The following is an 11,172-nucleotide window of genomic DNA, read 5'->3' as shown; positions in this document are numbered from 1 at the left end:
ACAACAATAATCCTGGCACTCGCACTGCTCATGGCCGCACTCGTGGTCGGGGTGTTCGTCGTGGCGCTCATCGAGCTCAATGAGATCGAGGAAATCGCCGAGGGTTCGCGCGCGGCGCAGAACAACAGCCTGCTCGGGCCTGTCACCGGCACGGCGGAATATTAGATCTGCTTGTTCAGGTCTGCTTGTTTTCGCCGGACTTGGCTTCGATCATCCGCGCAAAATTGAGCAGCTCCTTTTCCGTCGCCATGTCGTTCAGGAAGCAGATTTCGCCGTCGACAATCATCAGTTTCGCCTGGTGGGCCAGGGCGAGAATTTCATCGCGCCGCAATTCATGAGTGTGATGTTTCATGTTTCCACCCGGAAGGTAATGAGAAGGGGAAATTCTTTCGGGCAATCCAGTGTACGACGCCGCCGCGACTTCCTAAGTTCCGCTGCATTGCACCATATTTAAGTCGTGTCAAAGTGGTAACATACGGGTCATGGACTCCAGTTACCTTCCGTCACAGAAACAGCCAAGTCCGGCAGACCGCTCCGCCGTGCGCGCAGCCATTCGCCGTCTTGCCGAGCGTGTTTCCATGATCGTGTGGGAGGCAGACATCGAAGGGCGCTGCACCTACCTGAATCCGGAAGTGGCTCGTGCGTTTTCCTCGCCCGCGGATGTGCACATCGATGATTGGTTTGCCCATATCCATCCCGAAGATGCGCCGGGCGCGATCGCGAAGATCCAGGAGGCGCGCCGGCACGCAAGGCAATACCAGCTCGAATACCGGGTCAGCCGCGCCGACGGCAGCGTGCGCTGGATTTCCGATACCGGCGCGCCGCGCTTCGCGGCCGACGGCAACGTGGCCGGCTACCTCGGCACGCTGGTGGATGTCTCGGAAAACCACGAGGTCCGCGCGCGCCTGATGCGCAGTGAAATCGTGCACCGCCTGCTGACCGAGAACGCGTGCGACCTGATTTCCTACAGCGATGCCAATCATGTTTACCTGTACGTGTCGCCGTCGCACAAGGACACGCTGGGTTACGAAACCCATGAACTGGTCGGCACGCATCTGTCCGATTACATCCACCCGGACGACCTTGGCGCGAAGCCGGCCAAGACCGAGAACGGACGGCGCGGCCTGGTCAACATCCGTTTCCGCCACAAGCACGGGCACTGGGTCTGGCTGGGCGCGAGCACGCGCACGGTGCGCGACCCGCAGAGCGGCGCAAAGTTGGGCGTGGTCGCTATTGCGCGCGACATCACGAACCAGCTGGAGGCGGGCAGGGAACTCGCCCGTCGGGAAGAACGCTTCCGCAGCCTGACGACGCTGTCGTCGGACTGGTACTGGGAAACCGACGCCAACATCCGCTTCAGTTTCTTTTCCGAGGGCATGTACCAGCGCCTCGGGAAGCGGGCCACCGAACTGCTCGGCACACGTTTCGAGGAACACATCGCCGATCCGAAAGCATCCGGCTATATCGCCTGTGCGGAAAGCGTGGCGGCGCGCAAGCCCTTTCATGACCTCATCTATCCGGTATGGTCGATCACCCAGCCTGGCGAGGTCCGCTTCCTGCGCATCTCCGGCGAGCCGTTCAGCGAGGAGGGCGTGTTCTGCGGCTACCGCGGTGTCAGCCGCGATGTCACGCATGAAGTACGCACCGCCACCGCGCTCGAACACCTCGCCACGCGCGACCCGCTGACCGAACTGCCGAACCGCGAACTGCTGCAGCGCCGTCTGCGCCATTGCCTGGAAGACCGCGGGCATGATGCGATGCTCGCGGTGTTCTTCATCGACCTCGACAATTTCAAGGAAGTCAACGATTCCCTCGGCCACGCGGCGGGCGATGCCTTGCTCAAGGAAATCGCCCAGCGCCTGCGCCGCTGCGTACGGCCGGACGACACGCTCGGCCGTCTCGGCGGGGATGAGTTCGTGGTGCTGGCGGAATGCAAGTTCGGCGACAGCTCGGCCATCCGGCTGGGCGACAAGCTGTGCAAGGCGCTGGACCAGTCGGTGGTGATCGACGGCCACGAATTGCGCGCTTCCGCCTCGGTCGGCATCAGCATGTTCCCGCAGGACGGGGAGAGCAGCGAAGCGCTGCTGCAGAGCGCGGACACTGCCCTCAACCGCGCCAAGGCGGCCGGCGGCAACTGCTTCCGCTTCTACACGCCGGACATGAGCGCCGAGTCCCGCACGCGCATGGTGCGCCACGCCGCCTTGCGCCACGCGCTCGACCGCAACGAATTCGTGGTCTATTACCAGCCCCGGGTCGACCTGAAGACGCTGCGCATGACCGGCGTCGAAGCGCTGCTGCGCTGGACCCATCCGCAGCTCGGCGCCGTCTCGCCGGCCGACTTCATTCCGCTGGCCGAGGAGAGCGGCCTGATCGACGACATCACCGACTGGGTGCTGCAGCGCGCGACGGAGCAGGTGCAGCACTGGACCATCCGCTACGGCATCCCGTTCAAGATTTCGGTCAACCTCTCGGCGCGCCAGTTGCGCAACAAGAAGATCCTGGGCTCGGTGGTGCATGCCCTGGGGCGCAGCGGTCTGCAGGCAGGGCAGCTGGAGCTGGAACTGACGGAATCGGCGCTCATGGAGGATGCGGACACGGCGGCCATCCTGCTCAAGGAATTGAAGGCGCTCGGCCTGCGCCTGTCGGTGGATGATTTCGGCACCGGCTATTCCTCGCTGGCCTACCTGCGGCGCTTCCCGCTGGACTGCCTCAAGCTGGACCGTTCCTTCCTCCTGCAAAGCCAGTCGGACGAGGTCAGCCCCTGGAAGCTGGCCGAAGCCGTGATCAACCTCGCGCACACCCTGAACCTGTCGGTCGTGGCCGAAGGCGTGGAAAGCGAGGAACACCTTGCCTTCCTGCGCACCACCAAGTGCGATGAAATCCAGGGCTCCTGCATCAGCGATCCGCTGCCGCCGGCGGATATCGAGCTTCTGCTCCGGGCGTCGTTGAGCCAGCGCTTGAGCGCCTAGTCGATGTTCAAGCGCTCGTGTGATCGGGACGCCCTCTAACCGAAAAACCAATAGCAGACCCAGATCGACGCCAGTACTCCGGCGAAATCAGCCAGCAGCGCGCAGCCCACGGCGTGCCGCGCACGCTGAATGCCGACCGATCCGAAATACACCGCCAGCACATAGAACGTGGTCTCGGTGCTGCCCTGCACGGTAGCGGCGACCAGCGCCGGGAAGCTGTCCACGCCGCCGGTCTTCATCAGCTCGATCAGCATCGCGCGCGCCGCGCTGCCGGAGAAGGGTTTCACCAGTGCGGTGGGCAGCGCATCGACGAAGCGCGTGTCCCAGCCGATGCTCTCGACGATGAAACGGATGCCGCCCAGGAGCGCGTCGAGCGCGCCCGATGCGCGCAGCACGCCGACGGCGCACAGCATCGCGACCAGGTAAGGCAGCAGGTTTTTCGCGACCTCGAAGCCTTCCTTCGCGCCATCGACGAAGGCTTCATAAACCGGTACCCGCCGCAGCGCGCCCACCGCGACGAACAGCAGGATCAGCCCGAACAGGACAAGGTTGCCGAGCAGCGAGGAGAGGGCGGCCAGCGCCGCCGCCGACATGCCGCCCAGCAGCGCCATGAACCCGCCCAGCAAGACCGAAAAGCCGGCCACCCACGCCAGCACCACCGGGTCCCAGACGCGCAGCCGCTGCACCGCGGCCACGGCGAGAAAGCCGACCAGCGTGCCGATGCTGGTGGCGATCAGGATGGGCAGGAAGACCAGCGTCGGATCGCTCGCACCCTGCTGCAGCCGGTACATGAAGATCGAGACCGGCAGCATCGTGAGCGAGGACGTGTTCAGCACCAGGAACAGGATTTGCGCATTGGTCGCGGTGTCCGGCTTGTCGTTGAGATCCTGCAGGGCGCGCATCGCCTTCAGGCCGATAGGCGTTGCCGCATTGTCCAGCCCGAGCGCGTTCGCGGTGAAATTGAGCGTGATGAGGCCGAGCGCCGGATGGCCGGCGGGGACGTCCGGCATGAGGCGGCGGAACAGCGGCGTCAGCAGGCGCGCGAGCAGCTCCACCAGTCCCGCTTTTTCGGCGATGCGCAGGAAACCCAGCCATAGCGTCAGCGTGCCGAACAGAAGCACCATCACCTCGACCGACAGCTTCGCCATCCCGAACAGGCTCTCGACCATCGCCGCGAAGACACTCGCATCGCCTCCGGCAAGCCAGCGGCTGAACGCGCTGACGGCGGCAACGAGGAAGAAGCCCAGCCACAATCCGTTCAGCATGCCGGCGCGCTCCCGCTGGAAGGCTGCAAGATCGATATCGTCGGGCGGGAGTGGAAAAACATCATCGGAAAAGCGTGAAGCGTGTTCGTGTTAACATCGCCATGATACCGGCGGAAAGGTTCGCCGGAGCAATTCCTTCCTTGCTTTCTGCCATCGTGACTTCACTTGCAACGCTTCTTTCCGCTTTGCCTACACCCGCAGTCATCCTCGACCGCAGTCGGCTGCAGGCAAACTGCGAACGGATGGCGCAGCGCGCCGCACATGCCGGCGTGTCGCTGCGGCCGCACCTGAAAACCGCCAAGAGCGCCGAGGTCGCGCGCATCGCGACCGCCGGGCAGACCGGCGGCATCACGGTGTCGACGCTGGCCGAACTTGCCTATTTCTTCGACGCCGGATTCCGCGACATGACTTACGCCGTAGGGATCGTTCCGTCCAAGCTGCCGGCCATCGCGCGTTTCATCGAACAGGGCGCGCGCATCAATGTCGTGCTCGATTCCGTGCGCGCAGCCGATGAGATCGCGGGACATGCCGGTGCGCCTATCCCTGTCCTGATCGAGATCGACTGCGGCGGGCACCGCGCGGGCGTGGCGCCGGAGAGCAGCGAGCTGATCGACATCGCCGAACGGATCGCATCGGCGCCCGGCCTGCGCCTCGAAGGCGTGCTCACCCATGCAGGCCATTCCTATCACGCAGCGGACGCCGCGGCGCGCGGGGAGATCGCGATTGCGGAGCGCGACGCGGCGCTGCGCGCGGCCGAACGCATTCGAGGGGCGGGCATGTCCTGCCCTACGGTGAGCATCGGTTCCACCCCCACCGCGCTGACCGATATTTCGCTGGACGGCGTTACCGAGATCCGGCCCGGCGTCTATGTATTTTTCGACCTCTCGCAGGCGCGGCTCGGGGTGTGCGGCGTCGACGACATCGCCGTGAGCGTGCTGGCGACCGTGATCGGACATCATCGCGAAGCCGGCCACCTGCTGGTGGATGCCGGTGCGCTCGCCTTGTCCAAGGACATCAGCGCCAATGAATACGATCCGCAGGTCGGCTACGGCCTCGTGTGCGACATCGACGGGCAGCCGGTCGAAGGCCTGCATGTCGCCGATGTGCACCAGGAACACGGCTTCGTGCGCAGCGCCGCCGGCGATCTGCCCTTCGATCGTTTTCCGGTGGGGACGCAGCTGCGCATCCTGCCCAACCATGCGTGCATGACGGTTGCACCTTATCGCGAATACCACGTGCTCGATGCCGGATCGGCAAGGCTGACGAAATGGAGCAAGACCTATGGCTGGTAAGCGGCTGCTGGTGATCGAGGACGATCCCGCCAACCTGCGCCTGATGTTGCTGTTGCTGAATGCGGCGGGATACCAGGCCACCGGCGTGGCGAGCGGGGGAGAAGGACTGGAAGCGGCGCGCCGCGCGCCGCCCGACCTGATCCTGTGCGACGGCCGCATGCCGGACATGACGGGAGTCGAGGTGGCCCGGCACATCCGTGCTGACGAGGCGACCGCGGACATCCCGATGATCGCGGTGACCGGGCTGGTGCGCACGGGCGATACCGGGCAATTGTTCGAAGCGGGCTTCAATGGCTTTATCGCCAAGCCCTTCGACATCAAGGCGTTTGTCTCGCAGGTGTCGGCTTTTCTTGGCGGTGCGGGTAAATAGGACGCGCGGTGGGTTTCGCTGCGCTCTACCCACCCTACGGTTCTCTATGAAATTCGAATGCTGGTGGGTTTCGCTGCGCTCTACCCACCCTACGGTTCTCTATGAAATTCGAATGCTGGTGGGTTTCGCTTCGCTCTACCCACCCTACGGTTCTTTATAAAGGATGGTAGGGTGGGTAGAGCGCAGCGAAACCCACCAGCATTCGAACCAAACCCCAATCACCCCGCCAAACGCTGCTCCACCCCAATCCCCAGATTCAAGCGCTTGTTCTCCCGCACCATCCGCTCAAACTCACCCGCGGCCACCGGCGGGCTGAACAGATATCCCTGCAGCTGGTCGCAACCAAGCTCGCGCAGGAAGGCCATCTGTTCCGGCGTCTCCACGCCTTCGGCAACGATTTCCTGGCGCAATTGCTGGCCCATGGTGACGATGGCGCGCGCAATGGCGCAATCGTTTTCCTCGTGCGGCAAACCGATCACGAATGCACGGTCGATCTTGAGCGTGCTGATCGGGAATTTCTTCAGGTAGGCGAGGCTGGAGTAGCCGGTGCCGAAATCGTCCAGCGCCAGCGCCAGTCCGCGCGCCGCGAGTTCGTTCATGATCGGAATGACGGCTTCCGGCCCGCGCACCAGCAGGGTCTCGGTGATCTCCAGCTTGATGCGCTCGGGCGCCACGCGGTAGCGTTCCAGCACTTCCTGGATGCGATCGGGCAGGTCGCGGTCGAACTGCCGCGACGACAGGTTGACGGCGACGGGCGGCACGTCCACGCCCGCGTCTTGCCATTGCCGGATCTGGCGGCAGGCTTCTTCCAGCACCCAGCTGCCAAGTTCGAGGATGAGGCCGGTTTCCTCCGCCACCGGGATGAAGATGCCCGGCGATACCATGCCGCGCTCCGGATGCTTCCAGCGCAGCAGGGCTTCGGCGCCGACGATGCGGCCGCTGCGCAGGCTGACCTTGGGCTGGTAGTGGAGCTGCAGCTGGTCGCCGGACAGCGCACGCCGCAGCTCGCTCTCGAACCACAGGTGCTCCTTGGCGCGCTGGTTCATCTCGGGGCTGTAGAACATATAGCCGTTCTCGCCGTCATGCACCCGGCCGCGCGCGGCGTCGGCGTAGCGCACCAGGGCGGCCGTATCCATGCCGTCCTCCGGATAGATCGAAATGCCGATGCTGCCGCCGATGCGCAGGTTGTGGTCTTCGATTTCGAACGGGTCGTCGAGCGTGGACAAGAGTTTTTTGGCGACGATGCCGGCATGTTCGCGCTTCTGGATGTCGAACAGCGCCACGGCGAACTTGTCGCCGTCGATGCGCGCCAGCACGTCTTCGTCGCGCAGCACCTCGCGGAACCGTCCGCTCACTTCGCCCAGCAGCGCATCGCCGACTTCGTGGCCCAGCGTCTCGTGGATGGAATCGAAGCGGCGCAGTTCGATCACCAGCAGTGCACCGTGTCCCTTGTTGCGGCGGGCGGCGGTCAGGGCCTGGCCGACGAGCTGGTTCAGCAGCGCGCGGTTGGGCAGACCGGTGAGGGTGTCATAGTTGGCCAGGCGCTGCATGCGCGCCTCGGCTTCCTTGAATACGCTGATGTCGGAAAAGATCGAGAAGGCGTGCGTGGTTTCGCCTTTATCGTTGCGCACCACGCTGATCGTGACCGATTGCGGAAAGATATCCCCGTTCTTGCGCCTGCCCAGGATCTCGCCATGCCAGGGGCCGGCGCCTTTCATCGCGGCGCGCACTTGCGCGCGGAAATCGGCGGTGTGCTTGCCGGAGCGGAGCAGGTCCGGGGTCTTGCCGATGGCCTCGGCGGCAGAGTAGCCGGTGATGCGCGTGAAGGCGGTATTGACCGAGACGATGCGTTCCTCGGCATCGGTGATCAGGATGCCCTGGTCGCTGTCCTCGATGATGCGGGCGTGCAGGCGCAGCTTGTCTTCATCCGACAGGCGCTCGGTGATCTCGGACATCCGGGCGACCATGCCGGCCGCGTTGCCCGCTTCGTCGGCAGTCATCGACAGCGCCAGGCTGGCCCAGAAAATCTCGCCGGATTTCTTGCGGCGGCGCACTTCCATCAGCGAGGTGCCTTCCTCGAGGAAGAGTTCCGCGATGTCATCGCCGTCGTCCGCATACAGGAAGAGCACATGCTGGCCGACGGCTTCCTCCGGCGTATAGCCGAAGAGGCGCTCGGCGCCGTCGTTCCAGCCGGTGATGTAGCCGGCGGCATCCATCTCGATGACCGGTTCCGGCGGCGCGGTCGCCGGCACGGTCTGCAGGGCGGCCAGCTCGTTTTCCAGCGCGCTCAGCGCCTGGAGCTGTGCGGCGCCATCGAGCGCACGGGCTTCGCGGCACAGCGCGAGACAGCGGTCGATGGCATTCCGGTCAGGCATTCTTTCCTCCGGTGCTTTCACGCACGACGTCCAGCATCCAGTCATGGGCTTGCACCTGCAGCAGGTTGAATTCCGCCACGGGCAGGGACAAGGCCTGCAGGGCCGGCGCCACCGGCCCGCCGCACTCTGCCGATTCGACCAGCGCCAGCAGCCCGCCGATATCGCCTTCGCGCCGCAGCAGGGCGGCCTGCAGCGCATCGCTGATCTTCAGCGGCCGCAGGACCTCTTCCAGCGGCATGCCGAACAGGATGCCCAGCAGCGAGAACATGCCCGCCATGAAAGCCGCCTCCTGGCCGGACTTGTCCAGTCCGTTGGACTTGGCCAGCAGTTCCATCAGCCGCGCACGCACGGCCACGCGCGCCAGCAGCATCGCGGAGCGTTCGTCGCCGGCCCGTGCCGAGAACAGCATCAGGTTGAGCCAGCGGCGCAGTTGCGCGCGGCCGAGGATGAGGATGGCCTGGGAAAAACTGCTGACCTGGCGGCTCATGCCCATCCCGAGCGAGTTCACCAGGCGCAGGAGGTGGTAGGACAGTGCGGGATCGCGGCGCAGGACGGCTTCGATCTCATGCGTATCGGCATCGGCCGACACCAGTTGCACCAGTTGCAGCGCCAGCGCGCGGGAGGCAGCCTGATTGCCGGCCGGCTTTGCCGGGGGCGCCAGGTACCAGTGGCCGGCGATCCGGCTCACCTGCGGCGGCAGCGGCTGCTCGGGAAGGCGGTCCAGCCGCACGATGGAGCCGGCAGGTGCGACGCTGCAGCCGGCATCGAGCAGTGCGGGTGCGGCAAGGCCGGCAGGTACGAGGCAGGGGATGCGCGAGGCGAGGCTGCGGAAATCGTCATGGCCTGCCAGCGGCAGGAGGTCTTCCGCCGCGCCGGCGCCAAAGCCCAGCAGCAATGCGGCCGGTTTTCGATTGCGGTCGGACAGCAGGTCGACCGTCAGAAGCGGAAAAGCAGGCAGGGCGCTCATCGCGGCAAAGCACAACAAATGAAGAGAACGTAATGTTACTCTGAAAGCCTGCTATTCGTTGACAAATGGAAATGTTTTGTCGAAAAAATGTTGCGCCGCGTGGGGTGGGGAGCGAAGGAGGAGGCGGGGAAGATGCAGGCGGGCCAGGGGCGGGAGCGCCCCCGGTGAGGGAGGTCAGCGCATGGGAACGCACTTGGATTTGCGGATGGCCGACTTGCGCGCATTGACGACTTCACGCAGCGCAGCGGCCAGCATCTCCTGGCGGCGATGGGCAGGAATCATGTGCGCGGTCAGGCTGTACGCGCGGACCGTCCGTTCCAGGTTGCGCAGCGCGCGCAGTTCTTCGCTGTGTTGCTCGTCAAGCATCATGTTGGTTCTTCCTGTCAAAAGCCACTCGGTATCGGAGGGTACATGGCACGGGGACTTCCCGCACTCACGACATCCTCTAGACCGGCGCATATCGGATTTTGTTCCCTGACGGAAAAAGTCTGTAGCGCCATACTTAAGGGAAAACCACTAGTAGGAAGCTTCTACAAATAGTTAATAGGCATAGCAAAGGTATGTTTATAATTATTTCCCACGGGAAATAACGGGAAATAACAATTCGGAGACAACCCGCTCATGCGCACACGCGGCCACTCGCCGGTGCCTGCGCCCGGCGAGGAGCCCCGCATAGGACAAGGCGGCATGGATATTCCGGTTACAGCCACGCAATCGAAGGAGCGGTCCTTCAACCTCGGCAGCGAAATGGGGCATGCCTGCTTTCGCGTCGCGCTCACGCTGGTGTTCGTGATCTATGTCGGCGCGGCCTGGTGGTCCGGCCATATCAAGGATCTCAGGAATGCGCCGGTCGGCATTGCCGCCTTTCTCGTCTTCGCACTGATCTGGCTCGCAGTGGTCGGGTTTTCTATCTCGACCTACCGCGTGCGCCGCATCATTTCCATCGTGCTCGACCAGGTCGTTTTCGCCTTCGCGCTGTATGAGGCCGGCGACGTGCTGGCACCCGCGCTGTGGGCGCCGGTGCTGATGGCGATCGGCAACGGCCTGCGCAACGGGCCGCGATTTGCGCGCTTCTCCGCCGTGGTCGGCGGCGCCAGCATCGGTACCGCGCTCTGGCTTTCTCCGTACTGGCATGCGGGCACGCTGGTCACGGAAGGCATCGTGCTGTCAATCGTCATCCTGCCCTGGTACACGCTGATGCTGTCCGAGCAGATCGCGCAGGCCAAGCGCGAGATGCAGCAGCGTGCCGCGCGTTTCGAATCCGCTTCCCGCACCGACTCCCTCACCGGGTTGATGAACCGCTCGGGCTTTTTCCAGTGCCTTGGCAAGTTGATCGCCGACGTGGAGCGCAACGGCACCCGCAGCGCCGTCATGCTGCTCGACCTCGACGGCTTCAAGGGCGTCAACGATGACTGCGGCCATGCGACCGGCGACGATGTGCTCAAGAACGTCGCGAACCGCCTGCACGATTGCGTCGACAGCGCCGACCGTGTGGCACGCCTGGGCGGCGACGAATTCGGCATCGTTGTGGCGGATGCCTCCGACCCGAACGAACTCGAGCGTCTCGCGCAATCCATCATCGATTCCATCGCCGCCATCTGCGTGCAGGGCCAGGGCGAGCTGCGTATCGGCGCCAGCATCGGCATCTGTGTGCTTCCGGACGACGATTGCCACGACGAATCCTCCGTCATGGAAACAGCCGACCGCCTGATGTACCGGGCAAAGAAGGCAGGAAAGAATCGCTACTGCATCAACCCCGCATGAAGCCCGGCAACAGGCGCACGGATTGCCTTCGTATTGACGCCGGTTTGAGCATCCGCAAACGTCCCACCTGCATCCCCTCCTAAGGTTTCTGTAACGCTTGTTCATGCAAGGAGAGGACGATGACTGCGATTGTGCGTATCGATGATGAAGTCATCGGCGTCGAGGATTTC

At 64.2% G+C, this 11,172-nt stretch carries 9 protein-coding genes; 4 read left to right on the top strand and 5 right to left on the bottom strand.

The genetic code is table 11. The features are described from left to right. Positions 1 to 175 precede the first annotated feature (175 nt). Positions 176 to 352: a hypothetical protein gene (locus tag VFF99_RS10675; RefSeq protein WP_325017677.1), complete on the bottom strand. Its 177-nt coding sequence runs from the start codon at positions 350 to 352 to the stop codon at positions 176 to 178. Between the two features lie 130 nt (positions 353 to 482). Here VFF99_RS10675 and VFF99_RS10670 point away from each other — a divergent pair, with 130 nt between their 5' ends. Next, the gene (locus VFF99_RS10670; RefSeq protein ID WP_325017675.1) at positions 483 to 2,969 is read left to right on the top strand and encodes a sensor domain-containing protein; all 2,487 of its coding nucleotides are present in this window, start codon (positions 483 to 485) and stop codon (positions 2,967 to 2,969) included. Positions 2,970 to 3,004: 35 nt separating this feature from the next. Here VFF99_RS10670 and VFF99_RS10665 read toward each other — a convergent pair whose 3' ends face one another. Next, on the bottom strand, positions 3,005 to 4,234 hold the full coding sequence (locus VFF99_RS10665) for a nucleoside recognition domain-containing protein (RefSeq protein WP_325017673.1): 1,230 nt from the start codon (positions 4,232 to 4,234) through the stop codon (positions 3,005 to 3,007). A gap of 185 nt (positions 4,235 to 4,419) precedes the next feature. On the opposite strand from VFF99_RS10665, the gene VFF99_RS10660 reads away from it, so the two are divergent. Then, positions 4,420 to 5,526, top strand: a complete 1,107-nt coding sequence (locus VFF99_RS10660; RefSeq protein ID WP_325017672.1) for an alanine racemase — start codon at positions 4,420 to 4,422, stop codon at positions 5,524 to 5,526. Continuing rightward, on the top strand, positions 5,516 to 5,896 hold the full coding sequence (locus tag VFF99_RS10655) for a response regulator (RefSeq protein WP_325017671.1): 381 nt from the start codon (positions 5,516 to 5,518) through the stop codon (positions 5,894 to 5,896). Before VFF99_RS10660 ends, VFF99_RS10655 begins: the two co-directional genes overlap by 11 nt. A 218-nt stretch (positions 5,897 to 6,114) precedes the next feature. Here the strand turns inward: VFF99_RS10655 and VFF99_RS10650 are convergent, their stop codons facing one another. The 3 genes from VFF99_RS10650 to VFF99_RS10640 all read right to left on the bottom strand — a co-directional run bounded on the left by VFF99_RS10650 (position 6,115) and on the right by VFF99_RS10640 (position 9,607). Next, positions 6,115 to 8,271, bottom strand: a complete 2,157-nt coding sequence (locus tag VFF99_RS10650) for a putative bifunctional diguanylate cyclase/phosphodiesterase (RefSeq protein ID WP_325017669.1) — start codon at positions 8,269 to 8,271, stop codon at positions 6,115 to 6,117. Continuing rightward, positions 8,264 to 9,238, bottom strand: coding sequence for an EAL and HDOD domain-containing protein (locus tag VFF99_RS10645; protein WP_325017667.1), 975 nt, complete (start codon positions 9,236 to 9,238; stop codon positions 8,264 to 8,266). Before VFF99_RS10645 ends, VFF99_RS10650 begins: the two co-directional genes overlap by 8 nt. A gap of 174 nt (positions 9,239 to 9,412) precedes the next feature. Further along, the gene (locus tag VFF99_RS10640; RefSeq protein ID WP_325017665.1) at positions 9,413 to 9,607 is read right to left on the bottom strand and encodes a hypothetical protein; all 195 of its coding nucleotides are present in this window, start codon (positions 9,605 to 9,607) and stop codon (positions 9,413 to 9,415) included. Between the two features lie 318 nt (positions 9,608 to 9,925). Here VFF99_RS10640 and VFF99_RS10635 point away from each other — a divergent pair, with 318 nt between their 5' ends. Further along, positions 9,926 to 11,002 carry a GGDEF domain-containing protein gene (locus tag VFF99_RS10635; protein ID WP_325017663.1) on the top strand — a complete coding sequence of 359 codons (1,077 nt, stop codon included), beginning with the start codon at positions 9,926 to 9,928 and terminating at the stop codon, positions 11,000 to 11,002. Positions 11,003 to 11,172: the final 170 nt, after the last annotated feature.

This window comes from Noviherbaspirillum sp. (assembly GCF_035654295.1).
In the GTDB taxonomy this organism is placed as follows: Bacteria; Pseudomonadota; Gammaproteobacteria; order Burkholderiales; family Burkholderiaceae_D; genus Noviherbaspirillum.
The sequence above is the reverse complement of the archived record's forward strand: the minus strand, read 5'-3'. Positions and strand labels throughout refer to the sequence as shown.